The sequence below is a fragment of the Pseudomonas sp. S2_E02 genome (genome assembly GCF_054668355.1).
Genome location: NZ_CP162761.1, coordinates 3,736,255 through 3,752,839 on the forward strand (window position 1 = coordinate 3,736,255; position 16,585 = coordinate 3,752,839).

General features: G+C 61.0%; 11 protein-coding genes. 5 read left to right on the forward strand and 6 right to left on the reverse strand.

Features of this window, described 5'->3' with window-relative positions; all coding sequences use genetic code 11:
• Positions 1-353 precede the first annotated feature (353 nt).
• The gene (locus AB4O01_RS16780) at positions 354-1,286 is read right to left on the reverse strand and encodes an NAD-dependent epimerase/dehydratase family protein (RefSeq protein ID WP_320336257.1); all 933 of its coding nucleotides are present in this window, start codon (positions 1,284-1,286) and stop codon (positions 354-356) included.
• Positions 1,279-2,163, reverse strand: coding sequence for a sugar nucleotide-binding protein (locus AB4O01_RS16785; protein ID WP_049802170.1), 885 nt, complete (start codon positions 2,161-2,163; stop codon positions 1,279-1,281). The genes AB4O01_RS16780 and AB4O01_RS16785 overlap by 8 nt, the downstream gene beginning before the upstream one ends.
• A 307-nt stretch (positions 2,164-2,470) precedes the next feature.
• On the opposite strand from AB4O01_RS16785, the gene AB4O01_RS16790 reads away from it, so the two are divergent.
• Entirely contained in the window at positions 2,471-6,757 is a 4,287-nt protein-coding gene (locus tag AB4O01_RS16790; protein ID WP_460089068.1) for a DEAD/DEAH box helicase, read from the forward strand.
• 115 nt (positions 6,758-6,872) lie between these two features.
• On the opposite strand, the gene AB4O01_RS16795 is transcribed toward AB4O01_RS16790, so the two are convergent.
• Positions 6,873-8,966, reverse strand: coding sequence for a mechanosensitive ion channel family protein (locus AB4O01_RS16795; RefSeq protein ID WP_460089069.1), 2,094 nt, complete (start codon positions 8,964-8,966; stop codon positions 6,873-6,875).
• A gap of 360 nt (positions 8,967-9,326) precedes the next feature.
• On the opposite strand from AB4O01_RS16795, the gene AB4O01_RS16800 reads away from it, so the two are divergent.
• Genes AB4O01_RS16800 through AB4O01_RS16815 form a run of 4 tightly spaced genes read left to right on the forward strand, consistent with a single transcriptional unit; the run spans position 9,327 to position 13,301 of the window.
• Entirely contained in the window at positions 9,327-10,253 is a 927-nt protein-coding gene (locus tag AB4O01_RS16800; protein WP_460089070.1) for a DUF72 domain-containing protein, read from the forward strand.
• Complete coding sequence (locus AB4O01_RS16805) at positions 10,250-11,047, forward strand: endonuclease/exonuclease/phosphatase family protein (RefSeq protein ID WP_095048826.1); 798 nt, start codon at positions 10,250-10,252, stop codon at positions 11,045-11,047. The genes AB4O01_RS16800 and AB4O01_RS16805 overlap by 4 nt, the downstream gene beginning before the upstream one ends.
• A complete protein-coding gene (gene clsB / locus AB4O01_RS16810; RefSeq protein ID WP_099757301.1) occupies positions 11,044-12,318 on the forward strand; it encodes a cardiolipin synthase ClsB in 1,275 nt (424 codons plus the stop codon). The genes AB4O01_RS16805 and clsB overlap by 4 nt, the downstream gene beginning before the upstream one ends.
• Complete coding sequence (locus AB4O01_RS16815) at positions 12,315-13,301, forward strand: lysylphosphatidylglycerol synthase domain-containing protein (protein ID WP_460089071.1); 987 nt, start codon at positions 12,315-12,317, stop codon at positions 13,299-13,301. The genes clsB and AB4O01_RS16815 overlap by 4 nt, the downstream gene beginning before the upstream one ends.
• 115 nt (positions 13,302-13,416) lie before the next feature.
• Here the strand turns inward: AB4O01_RS16815 and AB4O01_RS16820 are convergent, their stop codons facing one another.
• The 3 genes from AB4O01_RS16820 to AB4O01_RS16830 form a co-directional block, all read right to left on the reverse strand.
• The gene (locus AB4O01_RS16820; protein WP_093434434.1) at positions 13,417-14,175 is read right to left on the reverse strand and encodes an alpha/beta hydrolase family protein; all 759 of its coding nucleotides are present in this window, start codon (positions 14,173-14,175) and stop codon (positions 13,417-13,419) included.
• Positions 14,165-15,274 (reverse strand): DUF3182 family protein, encoded by a 1,110-nt coding sequence (locus AB4O01_RS16825; protein ID WP_460089072.1) that lies wholly within the window; start codon positions 15,272-15,274, stop codon positions 14,165-14,167. The genes AB4O01_RS16820 and AB4O01_RS16825 overlap by 11 nt, the downstream gene beginning before the upstream one ends.
• A 278-nt stretch (positions 15,275-15,552) precedes the next feature.
• Positions 15,553-16,554 (reverse strand): GlxA family transcriptional regulator, encoded by a 1,002-nt coding sequence (locus tag AB4O01_RS16830; protein ID WP_460089073.1) that lies wholly within the window; start codon positions 16,552-16,554, stop codon positions 15,553-15,555.
• Positions 16,555-16,585: the final 31 nt, after the last annotated feature.

The following is a 16,585-nucleotide window of genomic DNA, read 5'->3' on the forward strand; positions in this document are numbered from 1 at the left end:
TGAATGAGGCTTGGTGGCGAGCAGGCATAGAACTGACGGCGACCGTACGCAGTTGATCGGGGGATAACATCCCCTTGCCACAGGAGTAGCGACATATTCCGGCCGTGAAAAAGGCGCCTGTCAAAGGGCGCCTTTTTCATGTCTGCCTGGAATGCGTGGTGAGTTTGTGATCTATCCCCCTCACCCCAGCCCTCTCCCTCAGGGAGAGGGGGAAAGGGAGCCGATTTGGGTGCTTTTCAAATTCGAGTTCGACTCGATATTTCAGGTCGATGTATCTCGCACAAACACCTCGGTCAGTCCCCTCTCCCCCCGGGAGAGGGTTAGGCGGGCGGCGTTCCGATGAGGGGCTCTTTTCAGGCACGCCCCAACAACCGCGCCAAACCCACGCTCATCGGCGTCTGCTGCGGCAGCTTGAAGCGCTCCAGCAAACGAGCGTTATTCGCCCGGGAATGACGGATATCACCGGAACGCGCCGGGCCATAGCTGATCGGCGGCAGTTCACCGACCACCGCTTGCAGTGCTTCAAGCATCTGCTTGAGGCTCATCGCCTGATTCCATCCAACGTTCACCGGACCGACTTCCACCTCAGGTTTTTCGATGCCCTGTACCAGCAAATCGACCAGGTCTTCGACATAGAGGAAATCGCGCGTTTGCTCACCGTCACCGAACACGGTAATTGGCAAGCCTTTCTGTGCGCGTTCGCTGAAGATGCTGATCACTCCGGAGTACGGCGAGGACGGATCCTGACGTGGGCCGAAGATATTGAAGAAGCGGAAAATCACCGGCTCCAGGCCATGCTGGCGGCGATAGAAATCGAAATAATGTTCGCCCGCCAGCTTGTCCGAAGCGTAAGGCGTCAATGGGGCTTTGGGCGTTTCTTCATCAATCGACTCGCCCTCGCCATTGTTGCCGTACACCGCCGCGCTGGAGGCGTACAACACCCGTTTGACCCCGGCCAGACGCATAGCTTCGCAGACATTCAGCGTGCCAATGAAGTTGCTCTGGTGAGTTTTCACCGGATCGTCCACCGAGGCCTGCACCGACGCCACGGCCGCCAGGTGAGCTACTGCGCTGCAGCCTTGCATGGCTCTGGCCACCAGCGCCGCATCGGCGACATCGCCAACAATCAGCTCAACCTTGGAGTTATCCAGCGGCAGGTTGCTGCGCTTGCCGGTCGACAGATCGTCGAGAATGCGCACCGAATGCCCCTTGGCAAGCAAGGCGTCGGTCAGGTGCGAGCCAATGAATCCGGCTCCGCCGGTGATTAAAACAGTCCCTTCAGCCATGACGGTAGAACCTATCCAGTAAGCCCGGGAGTGCGGCGCGCCAGGCGCGCGGTTTGATCCCGAAAGTGTGCAGAATTTTCTTGCAGGCCAGCACCGCGTGTTGCGGCTCTTCGGCAGCGTCCGGTCGCGCGGCGTGAGCCTGGGCGGTTGGTGCTTCGATCGCTAGGGCGTGCAGGCTGCGCGCTTCGGTCAGAATCGCTTGGCCCAGCGCCAGCGGTGTGGTCGCTTCGTGGCCGGCGTAGTGGTAAGTGCCCCACAGCGGCGCGGCGCAATCGAGTTGTTTGAGCACCGAAATGATCACTCGCGCGGCATCGTCGACCGGGGTCGGATTGCCACGGCGGTCATCGGCCAGCAGCAACTCTTCCGGTTGTTCGGCGCGGGCGAGGAAGCGCCCCAGAGTGCCGTCCGGGCTGTCATCGAGCAACCAGCCAAATCGTAGCAAAACGTGTTGCGGGCAAGTGGCGCGCACACTTTGTTCAATTCGCCACAACGCCTGACCGCGCAAACCCAGTGGCACCGGTTCGTCTTTTTCGCTGTACGCCGTGGCACGCGAACCGTCGAACACCCGATAACTGGAGGGCTGGACGAGGACGATGTTGTGGTGCTGGCACAGTTCGGCCAGACGTTCGATCGCACGTTCCTGCCCGGCCATGCGGCTTTCGCTGACGGTTTCGGCCTGGAACCAGTCGAAATAGTAGGCGAGATTGATCAATGCATCGGGACGGGTGTCGTCGAGCAATTGGGTCAGGCTCGCGGCATCCCAGCCGTTTTCGGGCGGGCGGGGGGCGAGGAAACCGATGTCTTCCTCTGCACCGAGGCGAATCAGCGCCTGCCCAAGGGCATTTCCGCCGCCCAGTAACATAAGGCGCATTCGCATAGAGTCAGCAGGCCCAGTCTGATTGGAACGATGGCTTTAGCGACGGCTCTTGTGAAACCGTCGTCGATAATTGCCGGAATCGTTGCATTTTGCGGGTTTAGTGCGCAACCGTCATCCGTAAAGTGCAGATCGCCGGGATTTGTGTCGTGGCCACTGGCCCCTTCGCGAGCAAGCTCGCTCCCACAAGGGATTTACGGCGCACACAAATCCACTGTGGGAGCGAGCTTGCTCGCGAAGAGGTCCGGCCAGACGCTGAAGATCCCAGCGGTACTTGCATCTTCACACCCGCGCCCGCATAACTTAAGCCATGAATCTGCCCATCCCCACGGACGCGGCCCTGGCAGGCTTTCACCCCGCCGTCAGTGCCTGGTTCAGCAACACATTCGCGACGGTCACCGCCGCCCAGGCCCGCGCATGGCCGTTGATCCGCCAGCGCCGTTCAACGCTGATCGCTGCGCCCACCGGCTCCGGCAAAACCCTCACTGCGTTTCTGGCCGTGCTCGACGACCTCGTCCACCGAGGCCTTGAAGATCCCGACGGCCTGCCCGACGAAACCCTGGTGGTCTACGTCTCGCCACTGAAGGCGCTTTCCAACGACATTCGCATCAACCTGCAAAACCCATTGGCGGGGATCACCGAACACCTGCGGCAGATGAATCTGCCTGGGCTGGCAATCACCACCGCCGTGCGCACTGGCGACACCCCGCAAAAAGAACGCGCGGCCATGCGCAAGAACGCGCCGCACATTCTGGTGACCACCCCGGAGTCGCTCTACGTGCTGCTCGGTTCGGAATCGGGACGAAAAATGCTCGGCACCACGCGCACGGTGATCATCGATGAAATCCACGCGATAGCCGCAGGCAAACGCGGCAGTCATCTGGCCCTCAGTCTTGAGCGACTGCAGGCGCTGTGCGGCGAACCGCTGACCCGCATCGGCCTGTCCGCCACGCAGAAACCGGTCGAAGCCGTGGCGCAATTTCTCGTCGGCCATGAGCGCCCCTGCGAAATTATCGACATCGGCCATGCGCGGCCACGGGATCTGGGCATCGAAGTGCCGCCCGTGCCGTTGTCGGCAGTGATGGCCAGCGATGTCTGGGAACGGGTCTACGACCGCCTCGCCGAACTTGCGCGCGAGCACCGCACCACGCTGATTTTCGTCAACACCCGGCGCCTGGCCGAACGCCTGAGCCGGCACCTCAGCGAACGCCTGGGCAAACACGCCGTAGCCGCGCACCACGGCAGCCTGGCCAAGGAGTTTCGCCTCGACGCCGAACAACGACTCAAGCGCGGCGAACTGCAGGTATTGATCGCTACCGCCTCGCTGGAACTGGGCATCGATATCGGCGAAGTCGATCTGGTCTGCCAGATTGCCTCACCGCGCTCTATCGCCGGTTTTCTGCAACGTGTTGGCCGCTCCGGGCACCAGGTGGGCGGCACACCCAAGGGCCGTTTGTTCGCCACCACCCGCGACGACTTGATCGAATGCACCGCCCTGCTCGACTGCGTGCGCCGAGGCGAACTCGACACCCTGCACATTCCTGTCGCGCCGCTGGATGTGCTCGCGCAGCAGATCATCGCCGAAGTCAGTTGTCAGGAATGGCCGGAGGACGCCTTGCTGGCGATGTTCCGCCGCGCCTCGCCCTACCGCGACCTCGACGAAAAACACTATCAAGCCCTGCTGAGCATGCTCGCCGAAGGCTACAACGGTCGCCAGGGCATCCGCAGCGCCTACCTGCACCGCGACGCCGTCAGCCGCACCTTGCGTGGCCGTCGCGGTTCACAACTGACCGCCGTGACCAGCGGCGGCACCATTCCCGATAACGCCGACTACAGCGTCATGCTCGAGCCGCAAGGCCTGAACATCGGCAGCGTCAACGAAGACTTCGCGGTGGAAAGTATTGCCGGCGACGTGTTCCAGCTCGGCAACACGTCCTATCGCATCCTGCGCGTGGAAACCGGCAAGGTCCGCGTCGAGGATGCCCACGGCCAGCCGCCGACCATTCCGTTCTGGCTCGGCGAAGCGCCGGGGCGCAGCGATGAATTGTCATCGGCTGTCGCACGTCTGCAAGCACAACTCGATGAACTGCTCAGCGCCAGCCCCGGCGATCTGCAACCGGCACTCGACTGGCTGACACAGACCCTCGGCCTCAACCTCGCCAGCGCCGAGCAACTGGTCGAGTACCTGGCCCGCGCCCGCCAAACCCTCGGCGCCCTGCCCTCGCAAGACACGCTGCTGATGGAGCGTTTTTTCGACGAATCCGGCGGCACGCAATTGATCATCCATTCGCCGTTCGGCAGCCGCATCAACCGCGCCTGGGGCCTGGCCCTGCGCAAGCGTTTCTGCCGCACCTTCAACTTCGAATTGCAGGCCGCCGCCAGCGAAGACGCGATCGTCCTGTCGCTGTCCACCAGCCACAGCTTCGAACTCGATGACGTCTGGCGTTACCTGCACAGCAACAGCGCCGAGCACATCCTGATTCAAGCCGTACTCGACGCGCCGCTGTTCGGCGTGCGCTGGCGCTGGAATGCCGGTGTGGCGTTGGCGCTGCCGCGCTTTACCGGCGGGCGCAAAGTTGCGCCGCAGTTGCAGCGGATGAAAAGCGAAGACCTGATCGCCAGCGTATTTCCCGATCAGATCGCCTGCCTGGAAAACCTTGCTGGCGAGCGCGAGATTCCCGAACATCCCCTGATTGAGCAAACCCTCGACGATTGCCTGCACGAGGCGATGGACAGCGAGGGCTGGCTCAATCTGCTACGGCGCATGGAGCGTGGCGACGTGCGCTTGATCAGCCGCGACTTGCCGGCGCCATCGCCGCTCGCTGCAGAAATTCTCAGCGCGCGGCCGTACACCTTTCTCGACGATGCACCGCTGGAAGAACGGCGCACGCAAGCGGTAATCAACCGGCGCTGGAGCGATCCGCAATCGACCGATGACCTCGGTGCGCTGGATGCGGACGCGATTGCCGCCGTGCGTGAAGAGGCGTGGCCGACGCCGAACGCTGTGGATGAAATGCATGAGGCGCTGATGAGCCTGGCGTGCATCAGCGATGAGGAGGTGCAAACGAACGAAGGCTGGCGTGCATGGCTGGAAAATCTGGCCAGCAGTGGTCGCGCCTGCCGTCTACAGATCGATGCCGAGTATGGCTTGTGGCTGGCCCGCGAACGCCTGACGTGTCTGCAAGCGCTTTATCCACAGGCCAAATTGCAAGCCGAACTGAAGGCGTTGCCGGGATTCGATGAGGCGTGGACGTTCGATGAAGCGCTGATCGAAGTGATTCGCGCGCGCCTCGGTGCCTTCGGACCGCTGCCGTTATCCGCGATTGCCGAACCGCTCGCGTTGCAGGCCACTGAAGTCCATCAAGCCCTTGCCCAACTGGAGCGCGAAGGTTACGTGCTACGCGGCCAGTTCACGCCCAAGGTCAACATTGAGGAATGGTGCGAACGGCATCTGCTCGCGCGCATTCATCGCTACACGGTCAAGCGCCTGCGCCGGGAAATCGAACCGGTCGCGCTGCAGGATTTCATGCGGTTTCTGTTCGACTGGCAGCATCTGTCGCCCACAACTCGCGGTCATGGCAGCGCCGTGTTGCCAGCGATTGTCGGCCAGTTCGAAGGCTACGCGGCGGCCGCTTCGGCGTGGGACAGCGACATTCTTCCGGCCCGCCTCAAAGACTACTCACCGAGCTGGCTGGATGATTTGTGCCGCAACGGCAAACTGGTGTGGACGCGCCTCAGTGCCCGGCAGAAAGTCAGCGGCACGGCGTTGCGCAGCACGCCGATCGTGCTGCTGCCACGTAGTCAGGTTGGTTTGTGGAGTGCGTTGGCCGAACAGACGCCGGTGAACGAACTGTCGCCAAAAACCCAGAAGGTCTTTGAAGCCTTGAGTCAACACGGCGCGCTGTTTTTTGACGAGCTGAGTCATGAAGCGCATCTGCTGCGCACCGAGCTGGAAATCGCCTTGCAGGAGCTGGTTGGCGCCGGGCTGGTAAATGCCGACAGCTTCGCCGGCCTGCGCGCCTTGATCACCCCGCCGAGCAAACGCCAGCAACGCAGCAGTCGTCGCGGGCGCGGGGCGTTTGTCGGTGGAATGGATGACGCCGGGCGCTGGGCGTTGTTGCGGCGCGGAACGGCTGTGGATAACAGCGAAACTCTGGAACACGTCGCGATGACATTGTTGCGCCGTTATGGCGTGGTGTTCTGGCGCTTGCTGGAGCGTGAGGCGGACTGGTTGCCGAGCTGGCGCGAATTGCTGCGCACGTTTCATCGGCTGGAAGCACGGGGCGAGATTCGCGGTGGACGATTTGTCAGTGGTTTGGCGGGGGAACAGTTTGCCTTGCCCGAGGCGATTCCATTGTTGCGCGAAGTGCGTCGGCGACCGCATGACGGCAGTCTGGTCGCGGTGTGCGGGGTCGATCCATTGAACCTGGCCGGGACGTTGTTGCCAGGGACGAAAGTGCCGGCGCTGGTGAGTAATCGGTTGGTCTATCGGGATGGGATTCCAGCGGCGGCGGAGATTGCCGGAAAGCAGCAGTTTTGGCTGGAGCTGGATCAGATCGGCATGGAGCAGGTGCGCGGCAAGCTGATCCGGCATTGAGGTTGGCGGGTCTGGCGCCATCGCGAGCAGGCTCACTCCTACATTTGGAATGCGTTCCCCTGTAGGAGTGAGCCTGCTCGCGATAGCGCTGGCATTCCCACCAAAAAACTACCCGTTAAGTCCGCGATTCCTGCGGCACCTCGCTCACCACCACCGCCCCTTCCTGCTGCCGCTTCGGCAACAAAACCTGCTGTGGATAAGTCTGCGCGAAATGCACCACCGGGCTGTTATCCACAAGCTTCTTCAAACGCTGATTGAACGCCCGGCTCACCGCATACTGCCCACCGGATACCGTGCGGAACTGCGCCGTCAGCACCACGCCGTTCAAATCCATCTTGTCGACACCAAACACATCCAGCGGCCCTTGCAGGTTGTACTTTAGGAACGGGTCTTCGCGGATCGAATCGCCGGTCTCGCGGATCAACTCGATGGCCTTATCCACGTCCGTGTCGTAGGTGAACTGCACCGAGAAAAACGCAAAGGCAAACTGCCGCGATTGGTTGGTCACTGCTTTGATCTGACCAAACGGCACCGAGTGCACAAAGCCCTTGCCGTCACGCAGACGCAGGGTGCGAATGGTCAGCCCTTCGACGGTGCCGGCATGGCCCGAATCGAGCACCACCCAATCGCCAATCGACAGGGTGTCTTCTATGATGATGAACAGCCCGGTGATCACGTCCTGCACCAGTTGCTGCGAACCGAAACCGATGGCCAGACCGACCACTCCGGCACCGGCCAGCAGTGGTGCAACGTTGATCCCCAGATTGGCCATAGTGGTGATTGCGCAGATCACCACGAGGATGATTTTGATCGCGTTGCGCAGCAGCGGCAGGATGGTTTTCACTCGCGTACTCGGCTGGCGCGCCGCGCGTTTGCTGAGCGGCGGTTTCAGTGCTTCCTGAATCGCCGTGTCGAGTACCACCCACAGCAACCACGTGACCAGGAAGATCAGGCCAATGCTGCTCAGCGCGTTACTGATGGCTCGTCCAACCGTGCTGCTCTGAGCGAAATCGAGCAACGAAACGCCCCAGATCCGCCCGAGAATATCGATGAAGGCGATAGCGATGACGATCCGCAGCAAGGCATGCAAGAGGCTGAGAAAACGTTCCTTGTAGGCGCTGCTGCGCTGGATCGCTTCGGCTTTTCGTGACTTGAACAAGTGCTGCAGGATCGTGCTGAGGAATACCGTGCCGATTAACAAAACCGTGGTGAACAACGCGCAACGCAGAGCTTTCTGATTGTCCTCGCCGATGCCGATCAGATTCACTGCCGAGACCAGCACCATCAGCACGATTGGCCAGTACCACAGCCCCGAGAAAATCCGCAGCGACTCCTGCAACGACGGTTGTTTCAGGCGCTGGCTCAGCGAACGATTGCGGATCAAATGCGCCACCGGGCGGCGCAGTCGAATCACCAGCAAGCCGAAAATGATCGAGGCGATCAGCCCGGTGAACACCGCGACGCTGCTGGTAATATTGCCGCCCAGTTGTCGGGCGATCTGCGGGCTGGTCAGCGCGTCGCTGAGAGCCGCGAGGAAACCGATCAGGAACAGCGGTCGTGGACAGTAGTTGCGGATGATCAGCGCCGCCGGACGTTTATGACCGACGTTGAACATCACCACCACGCACAACAACATCGAGGTGGAAAAGATGCCGCTGCTGGTGGCGTAGGCCAGACACAGCGCCAGCGCGCGGCCGACCGAAGCTTGCAGAAAATGGCTGACGTACAGCGTCAGCGGCAGGCAGATCAGCGCCGGCACGGTGTACGGCAGCAAGTAACCAATCAGATCCTGACTGCGCTGGCGGGTGCGCAACCAGCGGCCCTCGCGCAGACGCTTGGCCATCAAACTGCCGAGCACGGTCAACAACGCGAAACTGCCGAGCCAGACTCCCGACAGCGTAAGGAAGTCCCCGGTAATGCTCCAGCCCGAGCGGTTCGAGGGTTGGTTGACCAGTTTGTCGACTTCATCGGCGGCGCGATCGGCGCGCAGGCGCCAGGCGTCGACCAGGTGTTCGTTGAGATCGAGTTTGTCCTGCACATCATCGATGCTCGAACTGATCGCGCCGAGCAGACCGCCCTGCACAATCGGTTCAGGTTTTTCCGGCTCTTCGGCGGCGGCCGGGATGCCCGGCAACGCGGCGGCGTCGATTTCACTGGCGCCGAGAAACAGCAGTGCTCCCAGCACAATGGCGATCCTGAACTTGATCAAAACTCCGATCTCCCGTGGCTGAACCTGTAAGGAACTGATCGATATTTGTACGGCAAGTTCAAGAGCGCCCTCACCCCAGCCCTCCCGAAACGTCGGACCGCCCATAGGGAGAGGGAACTGACCGAGTTGTCTGCGAGAAGTACATCGACCTGAGTGTCCGGAGTCGAACTCAACCCCTGAAAACCCTGAAGATCTGCTCCCTTCCCCCTCGCCCCCTCTGGGGGAGAGGGTTGGGGTGAGGGGGAACGCTTTTGATCTTCGACTTGGACGTGACCGTCCGTAACGCCATCGAAACTTTCCCGAACCGCCCGCAGTCATCAAAGGATACCGGCAACACGAGGACTTTCGACGGAGGGCGGCATGGCAACGATCCACATCGGTATTTCCGGCTGGCGCTACGCACCGTGGCGCGGGGATTTCTACCCCAAAGGACTGGCGCAGAAACGCGAATTGCAGTTCGCTTCGCGGGCGGTCAACAGCATCGAAATCAATGGATCGTTCTACGCCCTGCAACGGCCCGAACGCTATTCGCAGTGGTACGCCGAAACGCCGGACGACTTCGTTTTCAGCGTCAAGGCGCCGCGCTTCATCACCCACATCCGCCGCTTGCGCGAGATCGAAAAGCCTCTGGCCAATTTCTTCGCCTCGGGGGTACTGGAGCTCAAGGAAAAGCTCGGGCCGATCCTTTGGCAGTTCCCGCCGAACTTCAAATTCGAGCCTGAGCGCTTTGAACATTTCCTCGCGCTACTGCCCCACGATACCGAAGCCGCCGCCACCCTCGCCCATCAACACGACTCCCACCTGCATGGCCACGCCAGCATGAAAGCCTGGCGCAAAAAGCCACTGCGCCATGCCGTGGAAATCCGCAACGATAGCTTCCTCGATCCCGACTTTGTGCGTTTGTTGAAACGCCACAACACCGCACTGGTGATCGCCGACACCGCCAATAAATGGCCGTACCGCGAAGACCTCACCAGCGACTTTGTCTACCTGCGCCTGCACGGCGCCGAAGAACTTTATGCCAGTGGCTACACCGCACCGGCACTCAAGCGCTGGGCCGAGCGCATCGACGCCTGGCACCACGGCGAGCAACCCAAAGATGCTCATCTGATCGCGCCACGCTTGAAGCCACGCGCACGCAAATCCCGCGAAGTTTTCTGCTATTTCGACAACGACATCAAAGTCCGCGCACCGTATGACGCTCGCGAGTTGCTGCATCGTTTCGAACTGGATAAAGACCTCGCCACCACCCCCGGCGAACCTGCTGGCGAAGGAGTGTTGGCATGAGCATTCCGGAACCGGTCGGTTTTACAGACGAAGGTTCGGTAGTCGCGCCATCGGTACGCACGTTCACCGTGCTGACGGTCAATACCCACAAGGGTTTCACCGCCCTCAACCGGCGTTTCATCCTGCCGGAGTTGCGCGAAGCAGTGCGCAGCGTCGCCGCGGACGTGGTGTTTCTGCAGGAAGTCCATGGCACCCACGAACAGCACCCCAAGCGCTACAACAATTGGCCGACGATGCCGCAGTACGAATTCCTCGCCGACAGCCTCTGGCCGCAGTTCGCCTATGGGCGCAACGCGGTGTACCCGGAGGGGGATCACGGCAACGCGCTGCTGTCGAAATTCCAGATCATTCGCCACGACAACCTCGACGTATCGATCAGCGGCCATGAGAACCGTGGCCTGCTGCATTGCGTCCTGCGCCTGCCCGGTGACGGCACCGAAGTGCATGCGATCTGCGTGCATCTGGGCCTGCGCGAGAGTCATCGCAACGCCCAGCTGGACTTGCTCATGCAACGCTTGGCGGAGTTGCCCGACGACGCACCAGTGATCGTCGCTGGCGATTTCAACGACTGGCGCCAGCGCGCCGATGCGCAGCTCAAACCCTGCGGCCTGCGCGAAGTATTCGCCGAGCACCAGGGCAAACCGGCGCGCAGCTTTCCCGCGCGCCTGCCAGCACTTCGGCTTGATCGTATTTACGTGCGCAACCTCAAGGCCAGCCAGCCGAAAGTCCTGGCGAACCGGCCCTGGTCGCACCTTTCCGACCACGTTCCTTTATCGGTAGAGATCGAACTATGAGCAGTGCGCCGCTGGAGAAATCCGCCGTGGAACCGATCGCCATCAACCCGCCGATACGCGAGCCCGGCCATGTTGATGTCGAGTACAGCTGGCAGGGCAACAATCGCGTTGAGTTGCTGGAGAACGGCGAGGAGTATTTCCCGCGGGTGTTCGACGCGATGCGCGCGGCGAAGAGTGAAATCCTCCTTGAGACGTTTATCGTTTTCGAAGACAAGGTCGGTGCCGAGTTGCAGGAGATTCTGATCGACGCCGCGCGACGAGGCGTGCGCACCACCGTGAGCTTCGACGGCTTCGGTTGCGGCGAGTTGAGCACCGGTTATCTCACCGCACTGAGCGAAGCCGGCGTACACCTGCAAATCTTCGATCCGGCACCGAAACGCCTGGGCATCCGCACCAACTGGTTCCGCCGCTTGCACCGCAAGATCGTGGTGGTCGACGGCCTGGTCGCGTTTATTGGCGGGATCAACTTTTCCGGCGATCACCTGGCCGATTTTGGCCCCGAAGCCAAGCAGGATTACTCGGTGCAAGTCCAGGGGCCGGTGGTCGCTGACATCCACCACTTTGCCCTGCTGCAAAGCGGTCGCCCCGGACGCGCACGCTTCTGGTGGCAACGCCGGCGCCAGCGCCGCGCGGAAATGGCGTTCAACGATCACGACGGTCAAGTACGCCTGGTATTCCGCGATAACGACCAGCACAACTCCGACATCGAAGACGTGTATCTGCAGGTGCTGCGGCGCGCCAAACGCCGGGTCGTGATCGCCAACGCCTACTTCTTCCCCGGTTATCGCCTGTTGCGGGAAATCCGCAATGCGGCACGCCGTGGAGTCGAGGTGCGCCTGATTCTGCAGGGGCAACCGGACATGCTGGTGGCCAAACTGGCGGCGCGCATGACCTACGACTACTTGCTCAAGGCCGGGGTGCAGATCCACGAATATTGCCAGCGCCCGCTGCACGGCAAAGTCGCGCTGGTCGATGAAGAATGGAGCACCGTCGGTTCGAGCAATCTCGATCCGCTGAGTCTGTCGCTGAACCTGGAAGCAAACGTGCTGATCCGCGACCGCGCGTTCAATCAGCATCTGTTCGAGCGCCTCGAAGACCTCAGCCAGAACCACTGCAAAGCCATGGACCCGAGCAAGTCCCCGCGTGGTCGGATCTGGCACATGACCGTGGGTTTTCTGGTGTTTCACTTTCTGCGGCATTTTCCGGCGATGGCCGGTTGGCTGCCGGCGCACAAACCACGGCTCAAGCCATTTCGAGGAAACACGCCATGAGCCATTCCGAAGCGCATTCGAGCAGCCATTCGGCACCAGCGACTCACTCGAAATGGAGTCGCTGGAAACGCCCGTTGAGCCTGCTGTTTTTCCTCGCACTGATCGTCTTGCTGACGCTGTTCGCCACGCGCATCGAGTGGGCCGAAGTGCTGCAAACCCTTGCCGACTTCAAGCTGCGCACACTGATCATCGCCGCCAGCCTGACACTGCTGAGTTTTCTCGTGTACGCCAGTTTTGATCTGATCGGCCGCACCTACATTCGTCAGGACCTGACCTGGAAGCAGATCCTGCCGGTGGGGATCATCAGCTATGCGTTCAACCTCAATCTCAGTGCCTGGGTCGGCGGCATTGCCATGCGCTATCGCCTGTATTCGCGACTGGGCGTGAGCAAAGGCAACATCGCCAAGATTCTCGGGCTGAGCCTGGCGACCAATTGGTTTGGCTACATGACCATTGCCGGCGTGGTGTTCAGCAGTGGATTGGTGACGATGCCGCCGGGCTGGAAAATAAGCAGCAGTGCGCTGCAAGGCATCGGCGTGCTGTTGCTACTGATCAGTGCCGGCTATCTCGCGGCGTGCCAGTTTTCCAAGCGCCGCGAGTGGTCGATTCGCGGGGTGGAAATCAATCTACCGTCGTTGCGCATGGCGGTCCTGCAACTGCTGTTGGGAGCGTTGAACTGGTCGCTGATGGCGGCGGTGATCTTCACGTTGCTGCCGAGCAAACTGGATTATCCGTTGGTGCTGGGGGTGTTGCTGATCAGCGCGATTGCCGGGGTCATTACGCATATTCCGGCGGGGCTTGGGGTGCTGGAGGCGGTGTTTGTGGCGCTGCTGCAACACGAGGCTTCGCGCGGCAGTCTGGTGGCGGGGTTGCTGGCGTATCGGGCGATTTATTTTCTGTTGCCGTTGTTGATTACGGTGGTGATGTATCTGGTGGTTGAGGCCAAGGCCAAGGCGCTTCGGATCGAGAAAAACCCCTCTTGAGTTAGTTTTTGAATTCGAAATCGCTATCGCGAGCAGGCTCACTCCTACAAGTGAACGCATTCCAAAATGTAGGAGTGAGCCTGCTCGCGATAGCGTTCGAAAGAACACTAAAAAATCATGCTGATTGAATAATGCTCAACCGCTCGCCCACCACCATCTCGGTAATCCAGTCCACCAGAATCGAGGTGTAGGCCTGCTGCGACACCGGTTCGCTCAACGCATGATCCGCGCCATCGATAATCCTGTGCGTCAGTGAATGGGTCTGCTGGCACGCCGCGCGGTAACTCATGATCGCCGCATGGGGCACGTAATCATCGGTTTCCGACTCCACCAGCAACACATCCCCGGTGAATTGTGAACAGGCATGCAGCGCGCGGTTAGTGTCCGCGCGCACCAGCGTGCTTCGATAATCACGCAAATCCGCCTTGTCCAGATCGCGCTTGGGTGTGTGCCATTGCTCATCGCGATACAGCGCCGGTACGCGCAGTGCCAGCCAGCGTACCGGGCGCAATGAGGTCAGGATGGCCGCCAGATACCCACCATAACTGGTGCCGACCACGGCGATAGCCGAAGTGTCGAGCGCCGGATGCGCGAGCAGACGATCGTACGCCGCGAGCAAATCACGCAGGTTATCTTCGCGAGTCACGCGGGTCAGCGGGATCCCGGTACCGCCGGTATGTCCGCGCAAGTCGAACGTCAGGCACACACACCCGAGACCGGCGATGCCTTTTGCCCGCTCCAGATCACGCTCCTGACTACCGCCCCAACCGTGGACAAACAACACGCCAGGCACTTTCGATTTGGGACTGAGAAAGGTCCCGCTCATCTGTTCATCATCAATGTCGATTTGAATGCTTTCGCTTCTAGCCGTCATAGGATTTGACCGTTACGTATTTGAGGAGAAATTCGCTGTTCTCAGCCGGGCCGCGATAAACCTCGATGGCATCCGCCGGCAACGGCTGATCGATGTAGGTTTCTACCGAAGACACACGGATCGCGCGCATCCCCGGATCGTTGACGAAGCTTTGCAACGCGGCAACTTCAGCACTGCTGGCACCGCCCATGCGCCACGATTGTTCGAGCACACCGCTGCGGTTTTTGCCGTTGCTGTCCAGACCTTGGGCGATGTCGTAGTTGCGCCGCGAAGCGTAAAAACGCGGATAGGCTTCATCCGCCGCACTGTCGAATACCTGTGCCTGCTCGATGGCCAGGCGAACATCGTCGGGCAATTCCAGCGCCAGCAATTCGTCGTAACCACCCTGCACTACCAGCAAGTTCGAGCCGCCGTAAACCTCTTCGCCGTGGGCGTCCTGGGTCAAGTATTGATCACCGCAGTAACTCAGCACTTTATCGCCGATGAACGACTGGCCGACGCTGTGGGTGACAACGTCGCTCAAGTCCTGCTCCAGCACCACGCCTTCGCTGAACTGCTTTGCAATGTCGGGTCGGGACAGGATTTCGTCGAAGGCATCAAGGCTCTTGATCACTTCCTGGCCTCGACCGGCGCAGGCGTGAACCGGCTTCATGCGTATCGGGCCGCTGTACAGCAGATGTTCGGCGGCGGGTCGTGCATCTTCCAGGGCAAACACGCTGAGGCCGTCGAGCACCACGTTGCGCACGCGCTCGGAAAACAATGGCGACCAGCCTCGCGGCGCGTGGGCCAGATGACTGCGCAGGCCGTGGCTGATGGCTTTGGTGCAGATGAAGTCGTGCTCGACGAAACCTCCCCACAGATCGTCCGGTCCTTTGATGCCGAGTTGCTGAGCGCTGGCCGTGCCGACAATGGTTTGCGTCGGCAGTAGATACAGCTCACGACCGCGATGTTTGTCCGGATCGTAACTGCCGCCGAATTTGCATCCGAGAATCTGCGCCAGCCAGCGCGCCAGGGCTTTATTGGTTTGCACTTCGTGCTGCGGCGCGTCAGGGCGCACCGAGTGGGCAACCACGATTTTCCTGCTGGGTGTCGGGGTCATGCGCCCCCCTTCCATCGGTTCGATAACTGTGGCGGTAAGAGGTGCAGAGATCAGGCCAACGGCTGCTCCACAAAAATCCTAGCCTAATCAGAAACTTGCCAGAATCGTACTGGCACCGCGCCTGTTTCAATCTGCACGACCGCGCGCCGATCCCCGGCAAATTGCACGATCTATGGCCCGGTGGAGTTCAATGTCGGAACGAGCCTGCTCGCGAAGGCGTAGTGCCAGCGAACAACAGTTTCGCAGATCCACCGCTTTCGCGAGCAGGCTCGCACACATTAGATATTCGTCGGCTTCGGGTTTGGGGACACACCAAACCGCGTCCGATAATCACTCGGCGCCAGCCCGGTAATCTTCTTGAATATCGCGCGAAACGCCCCCGGATCCTGATAACCCACCGTCCACGCAATGTGATCAATCGTGCCATTACTGAATTCGAGCATTTCCCGTGCCTTGCCCACCCGCAGATGCTGGCAGTACTCGGTCGGTTTCAACCCGGTTGCCGCACGGAACCGGCGCAGAAACGTGCGCTCCTCCAGGCCTGCCCGCTCGGCCATCGCCGTCAGCGAAACATCCGTCGCGCCGGTGCTTTGCAGCCAATGCTGAACCTTGAGAATCGCCGCATCGCCATGCCCGAGAATCGGCGCGAAATTACTGCCGCACTCACTGGCGCTGTCACTGTGCTCTATCACCAGAAATCGCGCGGTGCCGGTGGCAATGCTCGGCCCGAGCAACCTGTCGACCAGGCGTAATCCCAGCTCCGACCAAGCCATCAATCCGGCCGTGGTGATCAGGTCGCCGTCGTCGACAATCGGGGTATCAGCCTTGAGCTTGATCTTCGGGTAGCGCTCGGCGAAGGCCTTGGCCGAGGTCCAATGGGTGGTGGCGCTGCGGCCGTCGAGCAGACCGCTTTCGGCCAACATCAGCGAGCCTACGCAAACCCCGCCCAGCGTCGCACCGTGGGCATGTTGATCCCGTAACCATTGCATCAGGCTGGCCGGCGCTTGCGCCGCCGAGAACCCGCCGATCGATGGCGGAATCAGCACCGCCAGCAAAGCCCTGTCGTCACCCGCATGACTGGCGTAAGTGCGCGTTGGCGGCTGCTCACCTTCGACCTGCCAGTGACTGACCCGCAGCACCGGCAACTGCGCGGCCTGATGTTCGGCGGCAATCCGGTTGGCCACCGCAAACAGATCGGTCAGACCATGCACCGCCGCCATTTGCGCGCCAGGATAGATCAGCACACCCAATTCAGCGATGGCGGCACTTTCTGCGCCCATTGTCAGTTTTCCCCTGTCTATTGTCGGTGCG

Excerpts from the sequence above, each read along its gene's own strand:
- AB4O01_RS16815 (WP_460089071.1), top strand. The coding sequence starts at position 12,315 with ATGAGCCATTCCGAAGCGCATTCGAGCAGCCATTCGGCACCAGCGACT.
- clsB (WP_099757301.1), top strand. The coding sequence starts at position 11,044 with ATGAGCAGTGCGCCGCTGGAGAAATCCGCCGTGGAACCGATCGCCATC.
- AB4O01_RS16790 (WP_460089068.1), top strand. The coding sequence starts at position 2,471 with ATGAATCTGCCCATCCCCACGGACGCGGCCCTGGCAGGCTTTCACCCC.
- AB4O01_RS16820 (WP_093434434.1), bottom strand. The coding sequence starts at position 14,175 with ATGACGGCTAGAAGCGAAAGCATTCAAATCGACATTGATGATGAACAG.
- AB4O01_RS16785 (WP_049802170.1), bottom strand. The coding sequence starts at position 2,163 with ATGCGAATGCGCCTTATGTTACTGGGCGGCGGAAATGCCCTTGGGCAG.
- AB4O01_RS16825 (WP_460089072.1), bottom strand. The coding sequence starts at position 15,274 with ATGACCCCGACACCCAGCAGGAAAATCGTGGTTGCCCACTCGGTGCGC.
- AB4O01_RS16805 (WP_095048826.1), top strand. The coding sequence starts at position 10,250 with ATGAGCATTCCGGAACCGGTCGGTTTTACAGACGAAGGTTCGGTAGTC.
- AB4O01_RS16780 (WP_320336257.1), bottom strand. The coding sequence starts at position 1,286 with ATGGCTGAAGGGACTGTTTTAATCACCGGCGGAGCCGGATTCATTGGC.
- AB4O01_RS16830 (WP_460089073.1), bottom strand. The coding sequence starts at position 16,554 with ATGGGCGCAGAAAGTGCCGCCATCGCTGAATTGGGTGTGCTGATCTAT.
- AB4O01_RS16800 (WP_460089070.1), top strand. The coding sequence starts at position 9,327 with ATGGCAACGATCCACATCGGTATTTCCGGCTGGCGCTACGCACCGTGG.